The organism is Hypericibacter adhaerens, from assembly GCF_008728835.1.
GTDB classification, from domain to species: domain Bacteria; phylum Pseudomonadota; class Alphaproteobacteria; order Dongiales; family Dongiaceae; genus Hypericibacter; species Hypericibacter adhaerens.
This window is the reverse complement of sequence record NZ_CP042582.1, coordinates 2,087,119-2,110,061: the sequence shown is the minus strand read 5'-3', so window position 1 is coordinate 2,110,061 and position 22,943 is coordinate 2,087,119. Positions and strand designations below refer to the sequence as shown.

Genomic DNA, 22,943 nt, shown 5'->3' with positions numbered 1-22,943 from the left:
GTTCCCCGGGTGACTGGCCGTCGAGATAGCACCAATCCGACGCCAAAATGAAGCCTGATTTTCACGCTGAGAGAAGCGTCAGAAACCGCTCTGCCGACTGGATTTCGGCCTTGAGGTCGGCCTGGCGCCGGGCGGCTTCTTCGTCCACGCCCCAGCGCTCGGTCTGGTAGGTCTCGTCGAGCAGGGAGAGGTCGTGGACCTCGGCCCCGGTCAGCCGCCCCTCCAGCAAGGCCAGCCCCAGCACCACCGAGCCGGCGGCGGCGGTCGCCGCGGCCAGGGCCGTCAGCCGGAAGGGCTCCAGGGCCGCGACCGCCGCCTCGATCGCGCGCAAGGCCTCGGGCGGCTGGGAACGCGGCATGATGCCGGTCACGACGATCAGGGGCGCGTCGTACTGGAGCCGGACCCAGTCGACCAGGGGCTGCCAAAGCTGCTCCTGGCGCTCGAACAGGCTGCGGGGTCCCTCGGCCCGGTAGCAGACCAGATCGGTCTCGGCGAAGCCGGCGATCCCTTTGACGGTCGCGCCGGGCTCGTCGGCCACCCGGTCGATGGCGGTCGCCGCCAGCTGCATGAGCGGCATGGAGGCGGGCTTGATCTGCTCGCCCTGGCTTTGCCATTCGGCGGCAATGGCCTCGGCCAGCCCCGCCGTCGGCAGCAGGAAGGGCCGGCCGGCCGGGCTGCGCATCGGCTTCCCGTCGAGCAGGACCCCATGGCCGCCCGTTTCAGGCCGCGCGGCAGCCTGCTGATAGAAACGTTTCATGCCTCGTGGAAGAAGCCCCGGCCCCTCAGGGCAGCAGGTTCTTCAGCGTGCCGCCCGTGTCCTCGAGCGCCTTGCCCGGATCCTTGAGCAGCTGCTCGCCGGTCGAGCTGGGCGTCGAGGGCTGCGTGCCGGTTGCGCCCGCATCCGTGCCGCCGTTGAGCGCCGCCACGCAAGGGTTCCCGCCGCTGGACGCGGTCGTGGTCGCGGAGCCGGCAGCGCCGGTTCCGGCCACGCCCGCGAGCGCGCTCAGCACCGTGCCGCCCGTCGCCACGCCGACGGCGGCGCCGGCGATACCCTCCGCCAGGGCCGCCGCGTCGGGCGTGACGCTGGGGCTCGCCATCGTGCCCCCGATATTCACCGGGATCGCGAGGTTGGCGAGGTTCGTCTGCTTGGCGCGCGGATCCATGTGGAGCTTGAGCTTCTCCGTCGCCAGGTTGATGTCGCCGCTGCCCACGATGCTGGCGCCGTTGGTGTCGAGCACCAGCCCGGTCGAGGTGGCGAGGCCCTTCTTGATGTCGAACTTGCTGACGAAGCAGTTGAGGTTGCTGCTCTCGCCGCTGCCGCCGGTGGCGATCAGCTGGAACAGGTCCGACAGCAGGATCTTGGCGAAGCGGTTGTTGATATGGCCCTCGCCCATCGCCAGGTTGGTGTTGCCGTTCAGGCCCGCCATGATCTCGCGCACCGAATTGCCGGCCCCGGTCACGTCCACGGCCAGGTCGGCCTTGCCGCCCTGCAGGATGTCGCTGACGGAGAGGGTCTGCAGCAGCGTGCCGACCTCGACCTGCTTGGCGTCGATCTTGAGCGCCACCGGAGCCGGGGTCTTGGCGCCGTCGACCTCGGCCGACATGGCGAAGGTGCCGCCGCCGAGCGCGCTCTGGAAATTCTTGATGGTGAGCTTGCTCGCCTGCAGCAGCAGGTCGAGCGCCAGGTTCTCCAGCGTCACCGGATCCTTGATGAATTTCTGCGCCGTCAGATGGATGGTCGCGTCGGCGGCGCCCAGCCCATCGAAAGGCAGCGGATCGGCCGGGAACACGCGGCCGTCATTGGCGGCGCCCGTGCTGGCGGTCGTGCCCGACGAGGCGCCGCCGCCCGCGGCCGGCTTCACGCCGAAATCCTTGAGATCGATGACCGCCGCGGCGAGGTTGGCGGTGATGTTCGGCTTCTTGCCGCCCATCGCCACGCTGGCGTCGCCGGTCAGGCTGCTGGAGCCCATCTTGAGCTGGAGCTGCTCGACCTTGTAGACGCCGCTCGGGTTCGACAGGTTGCCGGCGAGGCTGTAGGGCCCCAGCGGCGGCAGGGTCGCACCCGAGATCGCGTTCAGGTCGGCCAGGCTGTTGCCCTCGACGGAGAGGGCGACGGCGACGCCCTCGGCGGTCATCGGCTTGGCCACGGCGCCCTTGAGGGCGATCTTGGCGCCGCCGGCCTCGGCCGTCACGTCGATCGGGAATGCCTGGTTCGCCAGCAGCGCGCCAACGGCGCCGATCGTGCCCTTGGCCGTGATCGGGTTCTCGTTATAGCTGCCCTCCAGCGCGATCTCGATCGGGCTCGAGCCGCTGTCGGCGCTGGCGGTGAAGGACTTGATGACGATGGTCTTGGTCTGCTTCGTCACCCCGTCGGTCCAGAGGAGCTGCGAATCCTCGATCCGCACGCTGTGCACCACCGGCAGCGTCGTCGGCGCGCCGCCGCCGCTGGGCGCCGTGCTGCTCGTGGCGCTGCTGGTCGTCGAGGCCGCCGCCGGCGGATTGAATACCCAATTACCCTGACCCTTGTCGTTGGTCTCCAGCAGGATGTCCGCGCCCTTGAGCACGATCCGGTTGACCTCGACATTGCCGCTCAAGAGCGGGATCAGCCGCACCTGGGCCTCGAGCCGCTTCATCTTGAGCAGTTCCGGCCGGGTTCCCCAGGGCGCGTTGGAGAAGGTCACGTCGTTGACGGCGAGCGCGGGGCTCAGGGAGATCACCAGCTCGACATCGCCCGCCAGCGTCAGGTCCCGTCCGGTGGCCTCCTTCACCTTCTCGGCAATGAGGGCCTTGTACTGATTGAAATCCTGCGATTTCAGGATGGCGATGCCCGCCACCACCACCGCCACGATCAGCACGACGAGACCAATCAGCCAGTGCTTCAAGCGCATAGTCACCGTTCCCCGTAGTTGGCGAGCGCCGCCGGCAATTCTTCCGGCCTCAGAATCACCCGGCCGGCGCCGGCTCGGGTGAGGTCCGCGGGATCATGATAGCCCCAACCGGCGCCGATACCAGCGGTACCCGCATTCTGGGCCATCTCCATGTCGAAACTGGTGTCTCCGATGAGAACTGTCGAGGCCGGTTCGGCGCCGATTTCGGCCATGGCCTGATGCAGCATGGCGGGATGAGGCTTGCTGGGCGCCCGATCGGCGGTCTGCAACGTGATGAATCGGCGTGTCAATCCATGCAGCTCCAGCGTGTGGCGCAGGCCCCGCAGGTTCTTGCCCGTGGCGATCCCGAAGATCACCTCCGGACCTTCGATCGCATCGAGCGCCTCGATGATCCCGGGAAAAAGCGGCTCGTGATAGCGCTCGCTCTGCCGGGCCGCGACAGCCTCGCGGCGAAAGACCGCAGCGAGGCGCGCCAGCATCTGCTCGTCGGCATCGGGCTGCAGCGCCGCGATCGCAGTCTCGAGCGTGAGCCCCACCACCCGGCGCACGGCCGCCGGATCGGGCTCCGAAAGACCGAGCGAGCGCCAGGCCGCCGACATCGACGCCACGATCGTGTGCTGGCTGTCGACGAGCGTGCCATCGCAGTCGAACATCACCAGCTTGAAGGGATGCGCAGCCATCGGCTCCTAGAACTCGAATTCCTCGCGGCTTGCGGGCCCCGCCGAGACGGAGAAGCCCAGAAACTTCCAGGTGGCGACCATATGCGGCGGCAAGGGTGCCGCGACCCGGAGCGTCTTGCCGGCCGGATGCGGCAATTCTATGGCACGGGCGTGGAGATGGAGCTGGCGCGAGACCTCCTTGCCCGGGAGGAACGCGTCCGCGCCGCCATATTTGCCGTCCCCCAGGATCGGCGTGCCCAGGGCCGCGCAGTGGGCGCGCAGCTGGTGGGTCCGGCCGGTCTCCGGCCGCAGGGCCAGCCAGGAGGCCTTCCGGCCCGCATGCTCGACGGTGCGGTAATAGGTGATCGCGCGCTGACCTTCCTCCTGGTCGGGACGGACCCTTTCGCCCGACTGCCCGGGCCGCTTGGACAGCGCCAGGTCGATGCGCCCCGACAGCGGCTGGGGCAGGCCGACCACCGCCGCCCAGTAGAGCTTGTGCACGTCCCGGCCGCGGAACAGCGACGCCAGCTTGGCCGCCGCGCGCTGGGTACGCGCCAGCACCAGCACGCCGCTCGTATCCTTGTCGAGACGGTGGACCAGCCGCGGCCGTTCCTCGCTGCCGAAGCGCAGCTCGTCGAGCGCCGCGTCGAGATGGAGCGTGGTGTCGGTCCCGCCCTGCACGGCCAGGCCGGCGGGCTTGTCGAGAACGATCAGCCAGTCGTCGCGATGCAGGACGCGCCGGCGTAGATCCTCGCCCAGCCGCGCCAGGGCGGGATTGGGCCGCGGCGCCCTCGGACCGGCCCGCTCGACCGGCGACGCGTCACCGGTCGCCAGAGGCGGCACGCGCACCACCTGGCCCGGTTCGAGGCGGTGGCTCGACTTCACGCGCTTGCCGTCGACCCGCACCTGCCCGGTGCGGAGCAGCTTCTCGAGATGCCCGTGACCCAGCTCCGGATAGCGGCGCTTGAACCAGCGATCGAGGCGCTGCTCCGCCTCCTCCGGGCCGACCGTGATCGATTCCACGCCGCTCATGGAGCGTCCTATTCCTCGTCCTGGCTCTGATCTCGAGCGCGGCCGCGCAGCTTGGCCCAGTAGTCGAGCCGCTTGCGGATCTCGCGCTCGAAGCCGCGCTCGACCGGCCGGTAGAACTCCCGGCGCGCCATGCCGTCCGGGAAATAGTTTTGGCCCGAGAAGCCTTCGTCGGTGTCGTGGTCGTACTGATAGCCCTTGGCATAGCCCAGATCGCGCATCAGGCGCGTCGGCGCGTTGAGGATATGCTTGGGCGGCATCAGGGAGCCGGTCTCGCGGGCCGATTGCTGCGCGGCACCGAAAGCGCGATAGGCGGCGTTGGATTTGGGCGCCGTCGCCAGATAGAGCACGCATTGCGCGAGCGCCAGCTCGCCTTCGGGCGAGCCCAGGCGCTCATAGGTGTCCCAGGCGGCGAGCGCCTGGAGCAGCGCGTCGGGATCGGCGAGACCGACATCCTCCGCCGCGAAGCGGACCATGCGGCGCGCGACATAGAGCGGATCCTCGCCGCCGGCCAGCATGCGGGCCAGCCAGTAGAGCGCCGCATCGGCGTCGGAGCCGCGCAGGGATTTGTGCAAGGCGCTGATCAGGTTGTAGTGGCTCTCCTGCGCCTTGTCGTAGAGCGGCATCCGCCGCTGCACGGCGCCGGCGAGGCCGGCCACGTCCAAGGGCGCCTTGGCCTGGAGGCGGAACAGCTCCTCGGCCATGTTGAGGAGATAGCGGCCGTCGCCATCCGCCATGGCCCGCAGGGCCTGGCGCGCCTCGGGCGTCAGGGGCAGCGGCCGGTTCTCCATCGTCTCCGCCCGCGCCAGGAGCTTCTCCAGCGCCTCGTCGTCAAGGCGGCGCAGCACGAAGACCTGGCAGCGCGACAGGAGCGCGCCATTGAGCTCGAAGGACGGATTCTCGGTGGTGGCGCCGACCAGCGTCACGGTGCCGTCCTCGACATAGGGGAGGAACCCGTCCTGCTGGGCCCGGTTGAAGCGATGGATCTCGTCGACGAAGAGCAGCGTGCCGCGGCCGACGCCGCGCCGGCCCTTGGCCGCCTCGAACACCTTGCGCAGGTCGGCCACGCCGGAGAAAACCGCCGAAAGCGGCTCGAACTGCATGTCGCTGCGCGCGGCGATGAGGCGCGCGAGCGTGGTCTTGCCGCAGCCCGGCGGCCCCCAGAGGATCATCGAGGAGATGCGGCCGGTCGCGACCATCCGGCCGATGGGCCCCTCGGGCCCCAGCAGATGATCCTGACCGACCACCTCCTCCAGCGTCTGCGGCCGCAGCCGGTCGGCCAGCGGGCGCGGGGCCTGGCTTTCGAAGAGGCTGCTCATGCGGCTCCTGCGGCGGCCATGGGGCTCATCCGAGATCGAGCGTCTGCACGCGGTCGCCGCGCTTGACCATGATCTTCCAATGGACCGAGCGCTGGGCGAGCTGATCGAGCGCCGTCTTCACGTCCGGGGTCGGCGCGTCGTTGATCTTGAGCAAGATGTCGCCCGGCCGGAACCCCACCTGCGCCGCGGGGCTGCCATTGTCGACCTTGGTCACGACCACGCCCGACCAGACGGTCGAGATCCCGATCTCTTCCCCCAGGGCCGGCGACAGGTTCGCGAGATGCGCCCCCATGAGCGGCGTGCGGCCTTCGATCAGCGTCTCCTCGCGCGGCGGGGTCTCGGGCGCTTCCACCAGGGGAACGGCCAGATCGAGCGACTGGCCCTTGCGCAGGACCGTCAGCGTCGCGGTGCTGCCGACGGGCAGCGTCGCCAGCCGGAACTTGAGCGCGCCCGGATCCTCGACCGCCCGGTCGTTGATCGCCGTCACGATGTCGCCGACCTTGAGACCGGCCTTCTGCGCCGGGCCGCCGTCATAGAGATTGTTGATAACGACGCCGCCGGGCTTGGCGAGGCCGAAGCCCTGCGCTAGCTCGGCCGTCACCGGCTGGCCGGTGGCGCCGATCCAGGGCCGCACGATCTTGCCGCCATTGCCGGCCGCATCGATGACCGAGCGGACCATGTTGGCCGGTATGGCGAAGCCGATACCGACGGAACCGCCGGTGCGCGAGACGATCGCCGTGTTGATGCCGGCGAGCTTGCCGTCCATCGTCACCAGGGCGCCGCCGGAATTGCCGGGATTGATGGCGGCGTCGGTCTGGATGAAGAAGCCATAGTCGGTGATGCCGACTCGGGTGCGGGCGAGCGCCGAGATGATGCCGCTGGTGACCGTCTGGCCGACGCCGAAGGGATTGCCGATCGCCAGCACCAGGTCGCCCACCTCGAGCGCGTCGGAATCGCCGAGATCGAGCGTGGGCAGCTCGGCGCCCTCGGGATCGACCTTGAGCAGGGCCAGGTCGGATTGCTCGTCGGTGGTGATCGGCGTCGCCGCGAACTCGCGGCCGTCGCTGAGCACCACCTTGATCTCCTGGGCGCCCTCGATCACATGGACGTTGGTGACCACCAGCCCGTCGGAACGCACGATCACGCCCGAGCCCAGCGAATTCTGGACGCGGGGCGAAGGCTGGCCGAAAGCGTCGCCGAAGAACTGCCGGAAGAAGGGATCGGCGAAGAGCGGCGAGGTGCGCTGCTGCACGACCGCCCGCGTATAGATGTTGACCACCGCCGGCTCGACCCGCTTCACCAGCGGCGCGAAGGACAGCGTGATCTGCTCGCGCGAGCTCGGCACGGCGGGTTCGTCGGCGGGTGCGGCTGCGGACCAGATGCCGCAGCAAACCAGGACAACGAGGCCGAAATCGATCAATCGGCGGGTCGGACGCGACAGACGCATAAGCACTCCCTGAACGGTTTTCAGAACAGACCGGCCGGCCCCATCCGCGATTTTAACGGGAACCGGCGACGGGCCCAACCCGCCCGGCATGAAGAACCGGCAAGCCCAAAGCGAAAGGGGCGGCCCCAAGGACCGCCCCTTCCCCATCTCTCGGACCCGCGCCCGCGCGTCGGTCCCGGCTCAAGCCTCGGGCTGCTGCTCTTCGCCCTCGGTCTCTTTCTGGGTCGGTCCCGAATCCAGGCCCTTGGCGGCCGGGTCGCGATCGACCAGCTCGATGACCGCCATGGGGGCCGCGTCGCCGAGGCGGAAACCCGCCTTCAGCACCCGGGTATAGCCGCCATTGCGGGTCTTGTAGCGCTCGGCCAGCGTATCGAACAGCTTGCGGGTCTGCGTCTCGTCGCGCAGCGTCGCCAGCACCTGGCGGCGGGCATGGAGCCCGCCCCGCTTGCCCAGCGTGATCAGCTTCTCGACGATCGGCCGGAGATCCTTGGCCTTCGGCAAGGTGGTCTTGATCTGCTCATGCTTGATCAGCGCCGCCGCCATGTTGGCGAACATGGCCTTGCGGTGGCCGGTCCTGCGGTTGAGTTTGCGGCCGGACATTCCGTGACGCATCGCTTGCTCCCTTTTCTCCGATCCGGCGCCGATGCCGGGGCTTTCCGCCCCGGGCACGACCCGATTGCATCATCCCGCCGCCGCGAGGTCCCCGAAGGGCCACCCGTGCACGGCCGGGTGCGGGCCACCACGGCCCGCGCTCAGTCCCTAAGCCCGTCTCCGGCTCAATACGGCTCGTCGAGCCGCTTCGCCAGGTCCTCGATGTTCTCCGGCGGCCAGTTCGGGATCTCCATGCCGAGATGGAGGCCCATCTGCGCCAGCACTTCCTTGATCTCGTTGAGCGACTTGCGGCCGAAGTTCGGCGTCCGCAGCATCTCGGCCTCGGTCTTCTGAACCAGGTCGCCGATATAGACGATGTTGTCGTTCTTCAGGCAGTTCGCCGAACGGACCGACAGCTCGAGCTCGTCGACCTTGCGCAGGAGGTTCTTGTTGAACGGCGGCTCGGCCGTCCGGATCTCCTCGCGGACGGCACTCGGCTCCTCGAAATTGATGAAGAGCTGGAGCTGGTCCTGCAGGATGCGCGCGGCGAGCGCCACGGCGTCCTCGGGCGCGATCGCGCCGTTGGTCTCGACCTGCATCGAGAGCTTGTCATAGTCGGTGACCTGGCCGACGCGGCTGTTGTCGACCTTGTAGGAGACCTTCTTCACCGGGCTGAACAGCGCATCGACCGGGATCAGGCCGATGGGCGAATCCTCGAGCCGGCTCTGCGCCGCGGCCATGTAGCCTTTGCCCGTGTCGACGGTGAACTCCATCTTCACGCTGGCGCCCTGGTCGAGGGTGCAGAGCACGAGATCGGGATTCATGATCTCGATGTCGTGGCCGGTCTGGATCATGCCGGCACGCACCTCGCCCGGGCCCTCGGCCACGAGGCGCATGCGCTTCGGGCCTTCGCCGTGCATCTTCAGGCCCATGCCCTTGATGTTGAGGACGATGTCGGTCACGTCCTCGCGCACGCCGGGAATCGAGGAGAACTCGTGGAGCACGTTCTCGATCTGCACCGAGGTGACGGCAGCGCCCTGCAGCGACGACAGCAGCACGCGACGCAGCGCGTTGCCCAGCGTCAGGCCGAAGCCACGTTCGAGCGGCTCGGCCACCACGGTGGCGAAGCGCTTGGGATCAGTGCCGGGCTCCACAGCCAGCTTGTTCGGCTTAATGAGCTCGGTCCAGTTTTTCTGCAACACGATTGCGACCTCTCGCTTTCCGTCCGGCCGGCCTTCTGATCCGGGGCCCGCGTCCCCGGTTTACCGCCGGCCTGGACTGGTTCTGGTCTTCTTCTGCACACGCAACGCCCGGCGCGGGTCGCCGGGCGGTGGAATTGTCTGCGGTCTCTTGGATCCGCTCAGACGCGCCGGCGCTTGGGCGGGCGGCAGCCGTTATGCGGGATCGGCGTCACGTCCTTGATGGAGGTGATGGTGAAGCCCGCACCCTGCAGCGCGCGCAGCGCGGACTCGCGGCCCGAACCCGGACCCTTCACCTCGACCTCGAGCGTCTTCACGCCATGCTCCGCCGCCTTGCGCGCGGCGGCATCGGCGGCGACCTGCGCGGCATAGGGCGTCGACTTGCGCGAGCCCTTGAAGCCGAGGCTGCCCGACGAGGCCCAGGCCACGGTATTGCCCTGCGCGTCGGTGATGGTGATCATCGTATTGTTGAAGCTCGCGTTCACATGCGCGACGCCAGAGGTGATGTTCTTGCGCTCTTTGCGACGCGGGCGCGCGGTAGCTGCCTTGACCATGGCCTTCTCTTCTCCTTGGAACCCTTAGACGGCCTTCTTCTTGCCGGCGATCGCCTTGGCCGGGCCCTTGCGGGTGCGCGCATTGGTGTGGGTGCGCTGGCCGCGGACCGGCAGGCCCTTGCGATGGCGCAGGCCGCGATAGCAGCCCAGATCCATCAGCCGCTTGATGTTGATCGCGACTTCGCGGCGCAGATCGCCCTCGACGCGGTAGTCGCGGTCGATCACCTCGCGGATGCGAACGACCTCGTCGTCCGTCAGCTGGTGCACGCGCCGGTCGAGCGGGATGCCGACCTTCTCCATGATCTCCTTGGCTTTGGCGTTGCCGATGCCGTGAATGTAGGTCAGGGCAATCAGGACACGCTTTTGCGTCGGGATATTGACGCCCGCAATACGCGCCACCGCTATTTCTCCTTGAATTTCAACGGGATAGACGACAGGACCTTGGTCTCTGCCAGCCCGAGGGCGCGCATTATATGAAGATTCGCCATCGAGTCAACCGGTTAGGCCGTCGCTATCCGAGCCAGGATGGCCTCGATCGCCCCGGTCACCTGATCCGGGGCCGCCATCCCATCCACTTCCTTAAGGAGCCCCTTGCGCCGGTAATAGGGCACGATCGGCGCTGTCTGCGCCCGATAGGCCTCCAGCCGCGCCTTCAGGGTCTCCGGATTGTCGTCCTTGCGCCGCACGAACTCGGTCGAGCCGCAGCGGTCGCAGACCCCCGGCTTTTTCGGGGGTTGGAACTTGTCGTGGTAGCCGGCCCCGCACTTGGCGCAGGTGAAGCGGCCCGAGATGCGCTCGATCAGGGCGGCCTCGTCCACCACCAGCTCGATCACGGCGTCGAGCCGCCGGCCGCGCCCCGCCAGCATCCTGTCGAGGGCCTCGGCCTGGGCCTCGGTGCGCGGGAAACCGTCCAGCACGAAGCCCTTGCGGGCGTCGGGTGCGTCAATTCGCTCGGCGATCATGGCGATGATGATCTCGTCGGGCATGAGCTGGCCCGCCTCCATCACCTTCTTCGCCTGCTGCCCGAGCGCGCTGCCCGAGGCCACCGCCTGGCGCAGCATGTCCCCCGTCGAGAGCTGCACCAATCCCCGTGCCGTCTCGAGCCGCTTGGCCTGGGTGCCCTTCCCGGCGCCGGGCGGGCCCAGGAGAATCAGGTTCATCCCCGCCGCCCCTTGAGCTTCGACTTCTTGATCAGCCCTTCATATTGATGGGCCAGCAGGTGCGAATGCACCTGGGCCACGGTGTCCATGGTGACCGAGACCACGATCATCAGGCTGGTGCCGCCGAAATAGAACGGCAGCGCATATTGCGAGATCAGGATCTCGGGCAGGAGACAGATGATGGAGATGTAGGCGGCGCCGAGCACGGTGATGCGCGTCAGCACATAGTTGATGTACTCGGCCGTGGGCTTGCCGGGCCGGATGCCCGGGATGAAGCCGCCGTATTTCTTCAGGTTCTCCGCGGTATCGACCGGATTGAAGACGATCGCGGTGTAGAAGAAGGTGAAGAACACGATCAGCCCGACATAGAGCGCCATATAGAGCGGCTGGCCGTGGGCCAGCACGCGGGTGATCGGCTGCAGCCATTCCGGCCCGCCCTGGGCGCCGAAGCTCGCCACGGTCAGGGGCAGCAGCAGCAGGGAGCTCGCGAAGATCGGCGGGATCACGCCGGCGCTGTTGAGCTTGAGCGGCAGGTGCGAGCTGTCGCCGCCATACATCTTGTTGCCGACCTGGCGCTTGGGATACTGCACCACGAGCCGGCGCTGGGCGCGCTCGAAGAAGACCAGGGCGGCGACCGTCACGACCGCGACGATCAGGATGATGATGATCAGGAAGGTCGAGAGCGCGCCGGTGCGGCCCAGCTCGAGGGTGCGGACCATGGCCGCCGGCAGGTTGGCGACGATGCCGGCGAAGATGATGAGCGAGGTGCCGTTGCCGACGCCGCGCGAGGTGATCTGCTCGCCCAGCCACATCAGGAAGATGGTGCCGCCGGTGAGCGTGACCATGACCGAGAGGCGGAAGAACATGCCGGGCTCGGCCACGGCGCCGTGGCCGCCCGAGCTCATGCCCTCGATGCCCACGGCGATGCCATAGGCCTGCAGCGCCGCCAGGATCACCGTGCCGATGCGGGTATACTGGTTGATCTTCTTGCGGCCCGCCTCGCCCTCCTTCTTCATCGCCTCGAGCGAAGGCGAGATCGAGGAGAGGAGCTGCATGATGATCGATGCCGAGATGTACGGCATGATGTTGAGCGCGAAGATCGTCATGCGCCCGAGCGCGCCGCCCGAGAACATGTCGAAGATGCCGAGCACGCCGGTCGCATGCTGCCGGAACACGTCCTGCAGCACGGCGGGATCGATGCCCGGCAGGGGAATATAGGTGCCCAGCCGGTAGACGATCAGCGCGCCCAGCGTAAACCAGATGCGGTTCTTGAGCTCTGTCGCCTTGGCGAAGGCGGAGAAGTTGATATTGGCGGCGAGCTGTTCGGCGGCTGATGCCATGGTGCCCGTCCGACCTCCGGGCCTTAGCCCGCTGCCTTGGTGTCTGCCTCGACGGCGGGCTTCGTGACCACGACCTTGCCGCCCGCCTTCTCGACCGCGGCGATGGCGGCCTTGGAGGCGCGGGCGACCTTGAAGGTCGCCTTGGTCTTGAGCTCGCCCTGGGCCAGGAGCGAGATGCCGTCCTTGACCCGGGTGGTGACGCCGGCGGCCTTGAGGGCCTTGCCGTCGATGGTCTTGCCGGCATCGAGCTTGCCGGCCTCGATCGCGGCCTGGACCCGGCCCAGATTCACTTCCACCAGCTCCAGGCGGAAGATGTTGTTGAAGCCGCGCTTGGGCAGGCGCCGATACATCGGCATCTGGCCGCCCTCGAAGCCGTTGATGGCGACGCCGGTGCGCGCGGTTTGGCCCTTGCCGCCGCGCCCGCCGGTCTTGCCCTTGCCCGAGCCGATGCCGCGGCCGACGCGGATCGGGCTCTTGCGGGCGCCCGGGTTGTCCCTGAGCTGATTGAGCTTCATTGTCTTCGATCCTTAATCTTGGCCCTGTGACTCGTGGCTGGCGCCCAAGGGACTTCTGTCTAGATAGGAACCCCGCTGCCGGGTTACCAGCCGGCGGTTTCCTCGAACCTTACGGCTCCACCCGAACCAGGTGATGCACGCGCTTGATCATGCCGCGGACCGAGGGCGTATCCTCGAGCACGCGGCTGCGGCCCATCTTGTTGAGCCCCAGGCCGATCAGGGTGCGGCGCTGACCGTCCTCGCGACCGATCGGGCTGCCGATCTGGGTCACCGTGATCTTCCCCGCCGCCTTCTTCTCGGCCGCCTTCTTCTCAGCCATTTTCAATCACTCCCGTGCGCGACCTGGTTACTCGCGGGCATCCGCGCCTTCGGCGCGCTTGCCCAGGATGTCGCTGACCTTGCGGCCGCGGCGTGCGGCCACCGAACGCGGCGAGCTGCTGTGGGTGAGCGCGTCGAACGCCGCCTTGATCATGTTGTGCGGGTTGGAGGTGCCGACCGACTTGGCCACCACGTCCTGGACCCCCAGCGCCTCGAAGATGGCGCGGATCGGGCCGCCGGCGATGATGCCGGTGCCGGGCACCGCGGCGCGCAGCACGACCCGCCCGGCGCCGTAATGGCCGATGATGTCGTGATGCAGCGTGCGGCCCTCGCGCAGCGGCACGCGCACCATGGCGCGCTTGGCCTGCTCGGTCGCCTTGCGGATCGCCTCGGGCACCTCGCGCGCCTTGCCGGAGCCGTGCCCGACGCGGCCCTTGCCGTCGCCGACCACGACGATCGCGGCGAAGCCGAACCGCCGGCCGCCCTTCACCACCTTGGCGACGCGATTGATCCCGACCAGCTTTTCGACCAGTTCGGATTCCTCGCGCGGGGCGCGCTCGCGTTCGCGGCGCTCGGACTTTGCGGGACGTGCCATCTCGATACCTCTAGAAGCTGAGACCGCCCTCGCGGGCGGCGTCGGCCAGGGCCTTCACCCGGCCATGAAACAGATAACCGCCGCGGTCGAACACGACCTCCTTGACGCCGGCCTGGAGCGCGCGCTGGGCGACCAGCTTGCCGACCGCCTCGGCGGCCGACTTGTTGCCGCCCGACTTCAGGCTGGCGCGCAGATCCTTGTCCAGGCTCGAGGCCGCGGCGATGGTGACGCCCTTCACGTCGTCGATGACCTGGGCATAGATGTGCTGGCCCGACCGGAACACCGACAGGCGCAGGCGCCCGTGGCTCTTGCGGCGGATCGAGACCCGGTTCCGGCGCTTGCGGCGCTCGAACAATGCATCTGGATTGGCCATGGTTCGATCCTCTTACTTCTTCTTGCCTTCCTTGCGCAGGATCGTCTCGCTGTCGTACTTGATGCCCTTGCCCTTGTAGGGCTCGGGACCACGATAGGAGCGGATCTCTGCGGCGACCTGACCGACACGCTGCTTGTCGGCCCCGGTGATGGTGATCGAGGTCGGCTTGTCGCACTTGATCGTGATGCCTTCCGGAATCGGGAAGTTCACGTCGTGGCTGTAGCCGAGCTGGAGCTGCAGGCTCTTGCCCTGGACCGCGGCGCGATAGCCGACGCCGTTGATCTCGAGGCTCTTGCTGTAGCCCTGCGACACGCCGCGCACCATGTTGCGCACCAGGTTGCGGGTGGTGCCCCACATCATGCGGGCCTGCTTGGTCTCGTTGACCGGCTTGACCCAGAACTTGCCGTCCTGCATCCCGGCATCGACCAGCACGCTCAGCGGCAGGGTGAGCTCGCCGAGCTTGCCCTTGGCCTTGACCTTGCGGCCGTCCACCGCGAGCGTGACACCGCTCGGCACGGCAACGGGATTTTTTCCGACGCGTGACATCTCATTCGTCCTTTAGAACACGCGGCACAGCACCTCGCCGCCGACATTGGCGGCGCGGGCTTCGCTGTCCGACATGACGCCGCGCGGCGTCGAGAGGATCGAGATGCCGAGCCCGTTATAGACCCGCTGCAGGTCGGCGATCCGCGAATAGACGCGCCGGCCCGGCTTGGAGATCCGCGAGATCTCCCGGATGACCGGGGCGCCCTCGTGATACTTCAGCTCGATCCTGATTTCGCCGAAACCCGGTTCTGCCGCCTGCTGGCTGAAGCCGCGGATGTAACCCTCGCGCTTCAGGACTTCCAGCACGCTGGAACGCAGCTTCGAAGCCGGGGTCGACACGCTCTGCGCGCCCGCCTTCTGTGCGTTCCGGATCCGGGTCAGCATATCCCCCAGGGGATCACTCAATGCCATGACCGGCTTCCCTCCTTACCAACTCGACTTGACCATGCCCGGGATCTGCCCGGACGAGGCCAGCTCGCGTAGCGCAATGCGCGACAGCTTGAACTTGCGGTGAAACCCGCGCGGACGGCCGGTCAGCTCGCAGCGGTTATGCTGGCGTACCGGCGACGAATTGCGCGGGAGCTGGGCGAGCTTGAGGCGCGCCGCGAAGCGCTCCTCCATCGGCCGCCCCTCGTCGTTCGCGATCGCCTTGAGGCGGTCGCGCTTGGCGGCGTACTGCTTGGCCATCGCGCGGCGCTTCTTGTCGCGGTTGATCGAGCTTTTCTTTGCCATGTCTTTCCTCCGATGCCCCGGGTCAGTTGACGAAGGGCATAGCGAAGCCCTTGAGCAGGGCCTTGGCCTCGGCATCGCTCTTCGCCGAGGTGCAGATGACGATATCGAGCCCGCGGATTTCCTGGATCTGGTCGTAGTTGATCTCGGGAAACACGATCTGCTCCTTGAGGCCCAGCGCGTAGTTGCCGCGGCCGTCGAAGCTCTTGGGCGACACGCCGCGGAAGTCGCGGACGCGGGGAAGCGCGATATTGATCAGGCGGTCCAGGAATTCGTACATCCGCTCGCGGCGCAGCGTGACCTTGCAGCCGATGTTCATGTTCTGGCGCAGCTTGAAGGTCGCGATCGACTTGCGGGCCTTGGTCATCACCGGCTTCTGGCCGGCGATCGCCGTCAGCTCGGCCGCGGCCTGCTGGGTCTTCTTGCTGTCGTTGACAGCCTCGCCCACGCCCATGTTGATGACGATCTTCTCCAGCTTCGGCACGGCCAGCTGGTTGTCGTACTTGAACTCGGCCATCAGGGCCGGGCGCACGACCTTCTCGTAATGTTCCTGCAAACGGGACGTCATGGCAGCACCTAGCGATCGATGGTTTCGCCCGAACGACGCGCAACGCGAACCTTGCGGCCGTCATCCAGGAACTTGTAGCCGACGCGGGTCGGCTTGTCGGTCTTCGGGTCGATCAGGGCGAGGTTCGAGAGGTGGATCGGCGCCTCCTTCTCGACGATTCCGCCCGGATCGCGCGCGGTCTGGCGGCTGTGCCGCTTGACCATGTTCACACCCTGGACGAGGGCGCGCGCTTCCGTCGGGAACACGCGGATCACCTCGCCGTTCTTGCCCTTGTCGCGGCCGGTCAGCACGGTGACACGGTCGCCTTTCCTGATCTTGAGCTTGGTCGCCATCTCGGTCTTCCTCTTCGCCGGCCCGGTTGCTCTAGAGAACTTCCGGAGCGAGCGAGATGATCTTCATGAACTTCTTGCCCCTGAGCTCGCGCGTGACGGGGCCGAAGATGCGGGTGCCGATCGGCTCGCCCTGCTTGTTGATCAGCACGGCGGCGTTGCGGTCGAAGCGGATCAGGCTGCCGTCGGTGCGACGGATCGCCTTCGAGGTGCGCACGATCACCGCCTGGTGGACGTCGCCCTTCTTCACGCGGCCCCTCGGAATCGCCTCCTTGACCGAGACGACGATGACGTCGCCCACGGAGGCGTATTTCCGCTTGGAACCGCCGAGCACCTTGATGCACTGCACCCTGCGCGCGCCCGAGTTGTCGGCCACTTCCAGGTTCGTCTGCATCTGGATCATGACGCGGTTCTCCTCAGCCCTGCTGGGAAGCGGCGGAGGTCACGACCTCCCACCGCTTCGTCTTGGACAGCGGCCGACATTCCCGGATCATCACCGTGTCGCCAACCTTGGACGCATTCGCCTCGTCGTGCGCCGCATAGCGCTTCGAGCGACGGATGAACTTCTTGTAGATCGGGTGCATGACGCGACGCTCGACGCTGACGATGACCGTCTTGTCGTTCTTGTCGCTGACCACGACACCCTGGAGCACTCGCCTCGGCATGTTCCTGTCTCCTAGGCCCGCTCGCGGGTTTTCTCGTTGAGCACGGTCTGGATGCGGGCGATGTCGCGCCGCACCTCGCGCACCCGCGCGGTGTTCTCAAGCTGGCCGCTGGCCCGGCGGAAGCGGAGGTTGAAGGCCTCCTTGCGCAGGTCCGCCAGCGACGCCTTCAGCTGGTCCGGCGTCTTCTGCCGCACGTCTTCGACCTTCATCTCAACCCTCCTCGCCCAGACGGGCCACGAAGCGCGTCTTGATCGGCAGCTTCGCCGCCGCCAGATCGAACGCCTCGACCGCCAGCGACTTCGGCACGCCGTCGATCTCGAACATGATGCGGCCGGGATGGATGCGGACCACCCAGTATTCGGGCGTGCCCTTGCCCGAGCCCATGCGGACCTCGGCCGGCTTGCGCGACACCGGAACGTCCGGGAACACGCGGATCCAGATGCGGCCCAGGCGCTTCATGTGGCGGGTCACGGCGCGGCGCGCGGCCTCGATCTGGCGCGCGGTGACGCGGCCGGGCTCGGTCGCCTTCAGACCGTACTGGCCGAAGTCCAGGTTGGTCCCGGCCTTGGCCTTGCCGTGAATGCGGCCCTTGTGGGCCTTGCGGTATTTGGTTCGCTTCGGCTGAAGCATGATGCTCGCTCCCTACTCTCTCGCTCCCGCCTTCAGCGCGCGACCTGCTGCTCGAGGGCGCGCTTGTCCTGCGCCATCGGGTCGTGAGCCATGATCTCGCCCTTGAACACCCACACCTTCACGCCGCAGGTGCCGTAGGTGGTCATGGCCGTCGCCTCGCCGAAATCGATGTCGGCGCGCAGCGTGTGCAGCGGCACCCGGCCCTCGCGATACCACTCCGTGCGGGCGATCTCCGCGCCGCCCAGCCGGCCGGCGCAGGTGATGCGGATGCCCTGGGCGCCCAGGCGCATCGCCGACTGCACGGCGCGCTTCATCGCGCGGCGGAAGGCGACGCGGCGCTCGAGCTGCTGGGCGATGTTCTCGGCCACCAGCTTGGCGTCGATCTCGGGCTTGCGGATCTCGACGATGTTCAGGCTGACTTCGCTGCCCGTCATCTTGGCGAGATCGCTGCGGAGCTTCTCGACGTCGGCGCCCTTCTTGCCGATCACCACGCCCGGACGGGCGGTGTGGATCGTGATGCGCGCGCGCTTGCTCGGACGCTCGATGACGATGCGGCTGACGCCGGCCTGCAGGAGGCGCTTCTGAAGATACTTCTTCAGGCGCAGATCCTCGTGCAGCAGCGCCGCGTAATCGTCGTCGGCGAACCAGCGCGAATCCCAGGTGCGGTTGATGCCGACGCGCAGCCCGATCGGATTGACTTTCTGACCCATATTACGCGGTCTCCTCGCTCTCGCGCACGACGACGGTGAAGTTGCTCCACCACTTCTCGACCTTGGCCGCGCGGCCGCGGGCGCGCGCATGGAAGCGGCGCATCACGAAGCCCCGGCCCACGCTGGCTTCGGCCACGACCAGGCGGTCGACGTCCAGCTGGTGGTTGTTCTCGGCATTGGCGATCGCCGCCTGCAGCACCTTCTTCGCGTCGCGTGCGATGCGCCGCTTGGAGAAGGTGAGCTCGGCCAGCGCAGCACTGGCGCTCTTGCCGCGGATCGACTGGGCCACGAGGTTCAGCTTGCGCGGGCTCGTGCGCAGAAGCCGCGCCTCCGCCTTCGCCTCGGTCTCGGCCAGCCGCCGGGGATGTGCCTTCTTGCTCATCGCCCTGTTACTCCCTCTTGGCCTTCTTGTCGGCCGCGGTGTGGCCGTGGAAGAAGCGCGTCGGCGCGAACTCGCCGAAGCGGTGGCCGATCATGTTCTCGGTCACCAGCACCGGCAGGAACTTGTTGCCGTTGTAGACGCCGAAGGTGAGGCCGACGAACTGCGGCAGGATGGTCGAGCGACGCGACCAGGTCTTGATGACCTCGTTGCGGCCGGACGCGCGCGAGGTCTCCGCCTTCTTCAGCAGATAGCCGTCGACGAACGGACCTTTCCAAACGGAGCGAGCCACTTGCTTCGCCCTCCTTACTTGCTGACCTGACGGCGGCGCAGAATCTGGCCGTCCGTCTTCTTGTTGTGCCGCGTCTTCTTGCCCTTGGTGGAGATGCCCCAGGGGGTGACCCAGGCCATGCCGCCGTTGGTGCGACCGCCATGCGGATGATCGACCGGGTTCATCGCGATGCCGCGGACCACCGGACGGCGGCCCAGCCAGCGCGCGCGGCCGGCCTTGGCGATGACGATGTTCTGCTGGTCCGGGTTCGAAACCGCGCCGATCGTCGCCATGCACTCGCTCGAGACCTTGCGGACCTCGCCCGAGGCCATGCGCAGGAGCGCGGCGCCGGCATCGCGGCCGACGAGCTGGACGAAGGTGCCGGCGGCGCGCGCCATCTGGCCGCCGCGGCCCGGCTTCATCTCCACGTTATGGACGATGGTGCCGACCGGGATGCTCTTGAGGGGCATCGCGTTGCCCGGCTTGATGTCCGCGCGTTCGCCCGACACCACCACGTCGCCCGCCTTCAGGCGCTGCGGCGCCAGGATGTAGGCGAGCTCGCCGTCGGTGTATTTGATGAGGGCGATGAAGGCGGTGCGGTTCGGGTCGTACTCGAGCCGCTCCACCGTCGCCTCGACGTCGAACTTGCGGCGCTTGAAGTCGATCGTGCGGTAGCGGCGCTTGTGGCCGCCGCCGCGCTGGAACGAGGTGATGCGGCCGGTGTTGTTGCGGCCGCCCGTCTTGCGCAGACCCTCGGTCAGCGCCTTCACGGGGTCGCCCTTGTGCAGCTCGCTGCGGTCGACGATGACCAGCTGGCGGGTGGAGGGCGTAACCGGCTTGTATGTCTTGAGCGCCATCGCTTAGACCCCCGAGGTCACGTCGATGGTGTTGCCCTCGGCGAGGGTGACCATCGCTTTCTTGGTGTCGGAACGGAAGCCGAGCCGGCCGCGGAAGCGCTTGGTCTTGCCCAGCTGACGCAGGGTGTTGACCGCGACCACCTTGACCTTGAACACGCCCTCGACGGCGGCCTTGATCTCCGGCTTGGTCGCGTCCAGCGGCACCTTGAAGGTGACCTGGCTGTGCGCGGACCCGGCCGTGGACTTCTCGGTCACCACGGGCGAGCGGATCAGCTCGTACATGCGGGCCTGGCTGAGCTTGGTCTCAACCGGCTTGATCGGCCGTGCTCTGCTCATTTCAGTCGCGCCTCCAGATGCTCGACGGCGGCCTTGCTCAGCACCAGCACGTCGCGCCGCAGGATGTCGTAAACATTCGCACCCTGCTGCGGCAGCAGATCGAGGTTGGGAATGTTCGCGGTCGCGCGGCGGAAATTGTCGTCCACGGCGGGCCCGTCGATCAGCAGAACCGACTGCCAGCCGAACTTGCCGAGCTTGCCGGCCAGCTCCTTGGTCTTCGCCTTGGCGGCGGCCAGGCTGTCCACGACCACCAGCTTGCCGTCGGCCTGCTTGCTCGAGAGCGCCGTCTTCAGCGCGAGCTTGCGGACCTTCTTGGGCAGGTCGTGCTCGTGGCTGCGCACCACGGGCCCGAAGATCACCGCGCCGCCGCGGAACTGCGGCGAGCGCAGCGAGCCCTGGCGGGCGCTGCCGGTGCCCTTCTGCTTGTAGGGCTTCTTGGTCGTGCCCTGGACGTCGCCGATGGTCTTGGTCTTGTGCGTGCCCTGGCGGCGCTTGGCGAGCTGCCAGTTGACCGCGCGCGCGAGGATGTCGCGGCGCACGGGCAGGCCGAACACCTCGTCGGAAAGGTCGATCTCGCCGACCTTCTTGTTGTCCAGGCTGGTGAGCGGAAGCTTCATCGCCCTTATTCCTTCTTCTCGGCCGCGGGCTCGGCAGCCGTCTTGAGGCCCGCCGGGAACGGCAGGTCCTTCGGCGCCTTGCGCTTCACCGCGTCGCGCAGCATGACCCAGCTGCCCTCGGCGCCGGGAACCGCGCCCTCGACATAGATCAGGCCCTGGTCGGCGTCGGTCGAGACGACCTTCAGGTTCAGGATCGTCACGCGCTCGTCGCCCAGATGGCCCGCCATCTTCTTGCCCGGGAAGGTGCGGCCCGGATCCTGGCGGTTACCGGTGGAGCCGTGGCTGCGATGCGAGATCGACACGCCGTGCGTCGCGCGCAGGCCGCCGAAGTTCCAGCGCTTCATGGCGCCGGCGAAGCCCTTGCCGATGCTGGTGCCGGTCACGTCGACGAACTGGCCGGGCACGAAATGCGTGGCCGAGAACTCGGCCCCCACCTCGAGCAGCGCCTTCGGCTCGACGCGGAATTCCGCGAGCTTGCGCTTGGGCTCGACCTTGGCCTTGGCGAAATGGCCGCGCTGGGCCTTGGTCAGGTTCTTCACCTTCGGGCTGCCGATCCCGAGCTGAACGGCGGTATAGCCGTCGCGCTCGGCGGTCTTCACCGCCACGACCTGGCAGCCTTCCATCTTCAGCACGGTCACCGGCACATGCGCGCCTTCTTCATTGAAGACGCGGGTCATGCCCAGCTTCTGTGCGATCAAACCGGAACGCATGGTTCCACTCCCGGACATGCCTGGACTAGTTCTTCAACTTGATCTCGACGTCCACGCCGGCGGCGAGCTCGAGCTTCATGAGCGCATCCACCGTCTGCGGGGTCGGATCGACGATATCGAGCAGCCGCTTGTGCGTCCGGATCTCGAACTGCTCGCGGCTCTTCTTGTCCACGTGCGGCGAACGCAGCACCGTCACGCGCTCGATGCGCGTCGGCAGCGGGATCGGCCCGCGCACCTGGGCGCCGGTGCGCTTGGCCGTGTTGACGATCTCGCCGGTCGACTGATCGAGCACGCGGTGATCGAACGCCTTCAGGCGGATCCGGATATTTTGGTTTTCCATGGTCTGGGTCCCTGCTGCCGGTGCCGCTTACTCGATGATGGATGCGACGACGCCGGCGCCGACCGTGCGGCCGCCCTCGCGGATGGCGAAGCGCAGGCCCTCGTCCATCGCGATCGGCGCGATCAGATGCACCTCCATCGCGATGTTGTCGCCCGGCATCACCATCTCCGTGCCCTGCGGCAGAACGATCGTCCCCGTCACGTCCGTCGTCCGGAAGTAGAACTGCGGGCGATAGTTCGAGAAGAACGGCGTATGACGACCGCCCTCCTCCTTCGTCAGAATGTAGGCCTCCGCCTTGAACTTCGTGTGCGGCGTGATCGAGCCCGGCTTCGACAGAACCTGGCCGCGCTCCACTTCCTCGCGCTTCGTCCCGCGCAGCAGCGCCCCGATGTTGTCGCCAGCCTCTCCGTAGTCCAGCAGCTTGCGGAACATCTCGACGCCCGTCACCACCGTCTTCGTCGTCGGACGCAGGCCCACGATCTCGACCTCGTCGCCGACCTTCACCGACCCGCGCTCGATGCGGCCCGTCACCACCGTCCCGCGGCCCGAGATCGAGAATACGTCCTCGATCGGCATCAGGAACGGACGGTCCTTCGCGCGCTCAGGCTGCGGAATGTAGCTGTCCACCGCCTGCATCAGCTTCAGGATCGCGTCATGACCCAGCGCCGGCTCCCGGCCCTCCAGCGCGCACAGCGCCGAGCCCCGAACCATCGGGATCTTGTCGCCAGGGAAGTTGTACGACGTCAGCAGCTCGCGAACCTCCAGCTCCACCAGCTCCAGGAGCTCGGGGTCGTCCACCATGTCGCACTTGTTCAGGAACACAACCAGCGCCGGAACGCCGACCTGGCGCGCCAAAAGGATATGCTCGCGCGTCTGCGGCATCGGACCATCCGCCGCCGAGACCACCAGGATCGCGCCGTCCATCTGCGCGGCTCCCGTGATCATGTTCTTCACATAGTCCGCATGACCCGGGCAGTCCACATGCGCGTAGTGGCGAGCCTTCGTCTCATACTCCACATGCGCCGTGTTGATCGTGATCCCGCGCGCCTTCTCCTCAGGCGCCTTGTCGATCTGGTCGTAGGCCATGAACGTCGCCCCGCCCGTCTCCGCCAGCACCTTCGTGATCGCCGCCGTCAATGACGTCTTCCCGTGGTCGACGTGACCGATCGTCCCAATGTTGCAGTGCGGCTTGTTCCGCTCGAATTTCGCCTTCGCCATGGTCCTTACTCCGTCTTCTGCTTGCGGGCTGCTCTGTCGATCGCTTCCGAA

34 protein-coding genes are annotated in these 22,943 nt (G+C 67.5%); all 34 read right to left on the bottom strand.

Going from position 1 to position 22,943, the window contains the following annotated elements:
* Positions 1 to 61 precede the first annotated feature (61 nt).
* On the bottom strand, positions 62 to 757 hold the full coding sequence (locus tag FRZ61_RS09175; RefSeq protein ID WP_151116829.1) for an ATP12 family chaperone protein: 696 nt from the start codon (positions 755 to 757) through the stop codon (positions 62 to 64).
* A gap of 25 nt (positions 758 to 782) precedes the next feature.
* Positions 783 to 2,888: an AsmA family protein gene (locus FRZ61_RS09170; RefSeq protein WP_151116827.1), complete on the bottom strand. Its 2,106-nt coding sequence runs from the start codon at positions 2,886 to 2,888 to the stop codon at positions 783 to 785.
* A 2-nt stretch (positions 2,889 to 2,890) separates the two neighbouring features.
* Entirely contained in the window at positions 2,891 to 3,568 is a 678-nt protein-coding gene (locus FRZ61_RS09165) for an HAD-IA family hydrolase (protein WP_151116825.1), read from the bottom strand.
* Between the two features lie 6 nt (positions 3,569 to 3,574).
* Positions 3,575 to 4,579, bottom strand: coding sequence for an RluA family pseudouridine synthase (locus FRZ61_RS09160; RefSeq protein ID WP_151116823.1), 1,005 nt, complete (start codon positions 4,577 to 4,579; stop codon positions 3,575 to 3,577).
* An 8-nt stretch (positions 4,580 to 4,587) separates the two neighbouring features.
* Positions 4,588 to 5,895: a replication-associated recombination protein A gene (locus tag FRZ61_RS09155; protein ID WP_151116821.1), complete on the bottom strand. Its 1,308-nt coding sequence runs from the start codon at positions 5,893 to 5,895 to the stop codon at positions 4,588 to 4,590.
* Positions 5,896 to 5,920: 25 nt separating this feature from the next.
* Positions 5,921 to 7,342, bottom strand: a complete 1,422-nt coding sequence (locus tag FRZ61_RS09150; protein WP_151116819.1) for a DegQ family serine endoprotease — start codon at positions 7,340 to 7,342, stop codon at positions 5,921 to 5,923.
* 180 nt (positions 7,343 to 7,522) lie between these two features.
* Complete coding sequence (gene rplQ, locus FRZ61_RS09145; protein WP_151116817.1) at positions 7,523 to 7,954, bottom strand: 50S ribosomal protein L17; 432 nt, start codon at positions 7,952 to 7,954, stop codon at positions 7,523 to 7,525.
* A 164-nt stretch (positions 7,955 to 8,118) separates the two neighbouring features.
* Positions 8,119 to 9,135, bottom strand: coding sequence for a DNA-directed RNA polymerase subunit alpha (locus tag FRZ61_RS09140; RefSeq protein ID WP_151116815.1), 1,017 nt, complete (start codon positions 9,133 to 9,135; stop codon positions 8,119 to 8,121).
* Positions 9,136 to 9,293: 158 nt separating this feature from the next.
* Positions 9,294 to 9,686: a 30S ribosomal protein S11 gene (rpsK, locus tag FRZ61_RS09135; protein ID WP_151116813.1), complete on the bottom strand. Its 393-nt coding sequence runs from the start codon at positions 9,684 to 9,686 to the stop codon at positions 9,294 to 9,296.
* Positions 9,687 to 9,710: 24 nt separating this feature from the next.
* Entirely contained in the window at positions 9,711 to 10,085 is a 375-nt protein-coding gene (gene rpsM, locus FRZ61_RS09130; protein ID WP_151116811.1) for a 30S ribosomal protein S13, read from the bottom strand.
* A 101-nt stretch (positions 10,086 to 10,186) separates the two neighbouring features.
* Positions 10,187 to 10,846, bottom strand: coding sequence for an adenylate kinase (locus FRZ61_RS09125; protein ID WP_151116809.1), 660 nt, complete (start codon positions 10,844 to 10,846; stop codon positions 10,187 to 10,189).
* Positions 10,843 to 12,186 (bottom strand): preprotein translocase subunit SecY, encoded by a 1,344-nt coding sequence (gene secY, locus FRZ61_RS09120; protein ID WP_151116807.1) that lies wholly within the window; start codon positions 12,184 to 12,186, stop codon positions 10,843 to 10,845. The genes FRZ61_RS09125 and secY overlap by 4 nt, the downstream gene beginning before the upstream one ends.
* A gap of 23 nt (positions 12,187 to 12,209) precedes the next feature.
* Positions 12,210 to 12,701: a 50S ribosomal protein L15 gene (gene rplO / locus FRZ61_RS09115; RefSeq protein ID WP_151116805.1), complete on the bottom strand. Its 492-nt coding sequence runs from the start codon at positions 12,699 to 12,701 to the stop codon at positions 12,210 to 12,212.
* A 109-nt stretch (positions 12,702 to 12,810) separates the two neighbouring features.
* On the bottom strand, positions 12,811 to 13,020 hold the full coding sequence (gene rpmD, locus FRZ61_RS09110) for a 50S ribosomal protein L30 (protein ID WP_151116803.1): 210 nt from the start codon (positions 13,018 to 13,020) through the stop codon (positions 12,811 to 12,813).
* Between the two features lie 27 nt (positions 13,021 to 13,047).
* Positions 13,048 to 13,614, bottom strand: a complete 567-nt coding sequence (gene rpsE, locus FRZ61_RS09105; protein WP_151116801.1) for a 30S ribosomal protein S5 — start codon at positions 13,612 to 13,614, stop codon at positions 13,048 to 13,050.
* A gap of 10 nt (positions 13,615 to 13,624) precedes the next feature.
* Positions 13,625 to 13,987, bottom strand: a complete 363-nt coding sequence (gene rplR / locus FRZ61_RS09100) for a 50S ribosomal protein L18 (protein ID WP_151116799.1) — start codon at positions 13,985 to 13,987, stop codon at positions 13,625 to 13,627.
* 12 nt (positions 13,988 to 13,999) lie between these two features.
* Entirely contained in the window at positions 14,000 to 14,533 is a 534-nt protein-coding gene (gene rplF, locus FRZ61_RS09095) for a 50S ribosomal protein L6 (RefSeq protein WP_151116797.1), read from the bottom strand.
* A gap of 12 nt (positions 14,534 to 14,545) precedes the next feature.
* A complete protein-coding gene (rpsH, locus tag FRZ61_RS09090; RefSeq protein WP_151116795.1) occupies positions 14,546 to 14,944 on the bottom strand; it encodes a 30S ribosomal protein S8 in 399 nt (132 codons plus the stop codon).
* A 15-nt stretch (positions 14,945 to 14,959) separates the two neighbouring features.
* Entirely contained in the window at positions 14,960 to 15,265 is a 306-nt protein-coding gene (rpsN, locus tag FRZ61_RS09085; protein ID WP_151116793.1) for a 30S ribosomal protein S14, read from the bottom strand.
* Positions 15,266 to 15,287: 22 nt separating this feature from the next.
* Complete coding sequence (gene rplE / locus FRZ61_RS09080) at positions 15,288 to 15,830, bottom strand: 50S ribosomal protein L5 (protein ID WP_151116791.1); 543 nt, start codon at positions 15,828 to 15,830, stop codon at positions 15,288 to 15,290.
* Between the two features lie 8 nt (positions 15,831 to 15,838).
* The gene (gene rplX, locus FRZ61_RS09075) at positions 15,839 to 16,162 is read right to left on the bottom strand and encodes a 50S ribosomal protein L24 (RefSeq protein ID WP_151116789.1); all 324 of its coding nucleotides are present in this window, start codon (positions 16,160 to 16,162) and stop codon (positions 15,839 to 15,841) included.
* Positions 16,163 to 16,193: 31 nt separating this feature from the next.
* Complete coding sequence (rplN, locus tag FRZ61_RS09070; RefSeq protein WP_151116787.1) at positions 16,194 to 16,562, bottom strand: 50S ribosomal protein L14; 369 nt, start codon at positions 16,560 to 16,562, stop codon at positions 16,194 to 16,196.
* Positions 16,563 to 16,575: 13 nt separating this feature from the next.
* Positions 16,576 to 16,824: a 30S ribosomal protein S17 gene (rpsQ, locus tag FRZ61_RS09065; RefSeq protein WP_151116785.1), complete on the bottom strand. Its 249-nt coding sequence runs from the start codon at positions 16,822 to 16,824 to the stop codon at positions 16,576 to 16,578.
* A gap of 11 nt (positions 16,825 to 16,835) precedes the next feature.
* Entirely contained in the window at positions 16,836 to 17,033 is a 198-nt protein-coding gene (gene rpmC / locus FRZ61_RS09060) for a 50S ribosomal protein L29 (RefSeq protein ID WP_151116783.1), read from the bottom strand.
* A 1-nt stretch (position 17,034) separates the two neighbouring features.
* Positions 17,035 to 17,454 (bottom strand): 50S ribosomal protein L16, encoded by a 420-nt coding sequence (gene rplP / locus FRZ61_RS09055; RefSeq protein WP_151116781.1) that lies wholly within the window; start codon positions 17,452 to 17,454, stop codon positions 17,035 to 17,037.
* Positions 17,455 to 17,486: 32 nt separating this feature from the next.
* The gene (gene rpsC, locus FRZ61_RS09050) at positions 17,487 to 18,164 is read right to left on the bottom strand and encodes a 30S ribosomal protein S3 (protein WP_151116779.1); all 678 of its coding nucleotides are present in this window, start codon (positions 18,162 to 18,164) and stop codon (positions 17,487 to 17,489) included.
* Position 18,165: 1 nt separating this feature from the next.
* Positions 18,166 to 18,546 carry a 50S ribosomal protein L22 gene (gene rplV, locus FRZ61_RS09045; RefSeq protein WP_151116776.1) on the bottom strand — a complete coding sequence of 127 codons (381 nt, stop codon included), beginning with the start codon at positions 18,544 to 18,546 and terminating at the stop codon, positions 18,166 to 18,168.
* A 7-nt stretch (positions 18,547 to 18,553) separates the two neighbouring features.
* The gene (gene rpsS / locus FRZ61_RS09040) at positions 18,554 to 18,835 is read right to left on the bottom strand and encodes a 30S ribosomal protein S19 (protein ID WP_151116769.1); all 282 of its coding nucleotides are present in this window, start codon (positions 18,833 to 18,835) and stop codon (positions 18,554 to 18,556) included.
* A 14-nt stretch (positions 18,836 to 18,849) separates the two neighbouring features.
* Positions 18,850 to 19,671 (bottom strand): 50S ribosomal protein L2, encoded by an 822-nt coding sequence (rplB, locus tag FRZ61_RS09035; protein ID WP_151116767.1) that lies wholly within the window; start codon positions 19,669 to 19,671, stop codon positions 18,850 to 18,852.
* A gap of 3 nt (positions 19,672 to 19,674) precedes the next feature.
* Positions 19,675 to 20,007, bottom strand: coding sequence for a 50S ribosomal protein L23 (locus FRZ61_RS09030; protein WP_151116765.1), 333 nt, complete (start codon positions 20,005 to 20,007; stop codon positions 19,675 to 19,677).
* Positions 20,004 to 20,624: a 50S ribosomal protein L4 gene (rplD, locus tag FRZ61_RS09025; protein ID WP_151116763.1), complete on the bottom strand. Its 621-nt coding sequence runs from the start codon at positions 20,622 to 20,624 to the stop codon at positions 20,004 to 20,006. Before rplD ends, FRZ61_RS09030 begins: the two co-directional genes overlap by 4 nt.
* A gap of 5 nt (positions 20,625 to 20,629) precedes the next feature.
* A complete protein-coding gene (rplC, locus tag FRZ61_RS09020) occupies positions 20,630 to 21,334 on the bottom strand; it encodes a 50S ribosomal protein L3 (RefSeq protein ID WP_151116759.1) in 705 nt (234 codons plus the stop codon).
* A 25-nt stretch (positions 21,335 to 21,359) separates the two neighbouring features.
* On the bottom strand, positions 21,360 to 21,674 hold the full coding sequence (gene rpsJ, locus FRZ61_RS09015; protein ID WP_151116757.1) for a 30S ribosomal protein S10: 315 nt from the start codon (positions 21,672 to 21,674) through the stop codon (positions 21,360 to 21,362).
* Between the two features lie 27 nt (positions 21,675 to 21,701).
* Positions 21,702 to 22,892, bottom strand: a complete 1,191-nt coding sequence (gene tuf, locus FRZ61_RS09010) for an elongation factor Tu (RefSeq protein ID WP_151116732.1) — start codon at positions 22,890 to 22,892, stop codon at positions 21,702 to 21,704.
* Positions 22,893 to 22,943 lie beyond the last annotated feature (51 nt).

What these genes read in the sequence shown, in the direction of transcription:
- FRZ61_RS09030 (WP_151116765.1), bottom strand. Translation starts at nt 20,007, where the DNA reads ATGAGCAGAGCACGGCCGATCAAGCCGGTTGAGACCAAGCTCAGCCAG.
- FRZ61_RS09175 (WP_151116829.1), bottom strand. Translation starts at nt 757, where the DNA reads ATGAAACGTTTCTATCAGCAGGCTGCCGCGCGGCCTGAAACGGGCGGC.
- FRZ61_RS09165 (WP_151116825.1), bottom strand. Translation starts at nt 3,568, where the DNA reads ATGGCTGCGCATCCCTTCAAGCTGGTGATGTTCGACTGCGATGGCACG.
- rplO (WP_151116805.1), bottom strand. Translation starts at nt 12,701, where the DNA reads ATGAAGCTCAATCAGCTCAGGGACAACCCGGGCGCCCGCAAGAGCCCG.
- rplV (WP_151116776.1), bottom strand. Translation starts at nt 18,546, where the DNA reads ATGAGCAAGAAGGCACATCCCCGGCGGCTGGCCGAGACCGAGGCGAAG.
- rplF (WP_151116797.1), bottom strand. Translation starts at nt 14,533, where the DNA reads ATGTCACGCGTCGGAAAAAATCCCGTTGCCGTGCCGAGCGGTGTCACG.
- rpsJ (WP_151116757.1), bottom strand. Translation starts at nt 21,674, where the DNA reads ATGGAAAACCAAAATATCCGGATCCGCCTGAAGGCGTTCGATCACCGC.
- rpmD (WP_151116803.1), bottom strand. Translation starts at nt 13,020, where the DNA reads ATGGCTGAGAAGAAGGCGGCCGAGAAGAAGGCGGCGGGGAAGATCACG.
- rplE (WP_151116791.1), bottom strand. Translation starts at nt 15,830, where the DNA reads ATGACGTCCCGTTTGCAGGAACATTACGAGAAGGTCGTGCGCCCGGCC.
- FRZ61_RS09160 (WP_151116823.1), bottom strand. Translation starts at nt 4,579, where the DNA reads ATGAGCGGCGTGGAATCGATCACGGTCGGCCCGGAGGAGGCGGAGCAG.
- rpsK (WP_151116813.1), bottom strand. Translation starts at nt 9,686, where the DNA reads ATGGTCAAGGCAGCTACCGCGCGCCCGCGTCGCAAAGAGCGCAAGAAC.
- rpsN (WP_151116793.1), bottom strand. Translation starts at nt 15,265, where the DNA reads ATGGCAAAGAAAAGCTCGATCAACCGCGACAAGAAGCGCCGCGCGATG.
- rpsC (WP_151116779.1), bottom strand. Translation starts at nt 18,164, where the DNA reads ATGGGTCAGAAAGTCAATCCGATCGGGCTGCGCGTCGGCATCAACCGC.
- rplR (WP_151116799.1), bottom strand. Translation starts at nt 13,987, where the DNA reads ATGGCCAATCCAGATGCATTGTTCGAGCGCCGCAAGCGCCGGAACCGG.
- FRZ61_RS09170 (WP_151116827.1), bottom strand. Translation starts at nt 2,888, where the DNA reads ATGCGCTTGAAGCACTGGCTGATTGGTCTCGTCGTGCTGATCGTGGCG.
- rplQ (WP_151116817.1), bottom strand. Translation starts at nt 7,954, where the DNA reads ATGCGTCACGGAATGTCCGGCCGCAAACTCAACCGCAGGACCGGCCAC.
- rpmC (WP_151116783.1), bottom strand. Translation starts at nt 17,033, where the DNA reads ATGAAGGTCGAAGACGTGCGGCAGAAGACGCCGGACCAGCTGAAGGCG.
- FRZ61_RS09150 (WP_151116819.1), bottom strand. Translation starts at nt 7,342, where the DNA reads ATGCGTCTGTCGCGTCCGACCCGCCGATTGATCGATTTCGGCCTCGTT.
- rplN (WP_151116787.1), bottom strand. Translation starts at nt 16,562, where the DNA reads ATGATCCAGATGCAGACGAACCTGGAAGTGGCCGACAACTCGGGCGCG.
- rplB (WP_151116767.1), bottom strand. Translation starts at nt 19,671, where the DNA reads ATGGCGCTCAAGACATACAAGCCGGTTACGCCCTCCACCCGCCAGCTG.
- tuf (WP_151116732.1), bottom strand. Translation starts at nt 22,892, where the DNA reads ATGGCGAAGGCGAAATTCGAGCGGAACAAGCCGCACTGCAACATTGGG.
- rplP (WP_151116781.1), bottom strand. Translation starts at nt 17,454, where the DNA reads ATGCTTCAGCCGAAGCGAACCAAATACCGCAAGGCCCACAAGGGCCGC.
- rpsQ (WP_151116785.1), bottom strand. Translation starts at nt 16,824, where the DNA reads ATGCCGAGGCGAGTGCTCCAGGGTGTCGTGGTCAGCGACAAGAACGAC.
- FRZ61_RS09155 (WP_151116821.1), bottom strand. Translation starts at nt 5,895, where the DNA reads ATGAGCAGCCTCTTCGAAAGCCAGGCCCCGCGCCCGCTGGCCGACCGG.
- FRZ61_RS09125 (WP_151116809.1), bottom strand. Translation starts at nt 10,846, where the DNA reads ATGAACCTGATTCTCCTGGGCCCGCCCGGCGCCGGGAAGGGCACCCAG.
- rplD (WP_151116763.1), bottom strand. Translation starts at nt 20,624, where the DNA reads ATGAAGCTTCCGCTCACCAGCCTGGACAACAAGAAGGTCGGCGAGATC.
- rplC (WP_151116759.1), bottom strand. Translation starts at nt 21,334, where the DNA reads ATGCGTTCCGGTTTGATCGCACAGAAGCTGGGCATGACCCGCGTCTTC.
- secY (WP_151116807.1), bottom strand. Translation starts at nt 12,186, where the DNA reads ATGGCATCAGCCGCCGAACAGCTCGCCGCCAATATCAACTTCTCCGCC.
- rpsE (WP_151116801.1), bottom strand. Translation starts at nt 13,614, where the DNA reads ATGGCACGTCCCGCAAAGTCCGAGCGCCGCGAACGCGAGCGCGCCCCG.
- rpsH (WP_151116795.1), bottom strand. Translation starts at nt 14,944, where the DNA reads ATGGCATTGAGTGATCCCCTGGGGGATATGCTGACCCGGATCCGGAAC.
- rplX (WP_151116789.1), bottom strand. Translation starts at nt 16,162, where the DNA reads ATGGCGACCAAGCTCAAGATCAGGAAAGGCGACCGTGTCACCGTGCTG.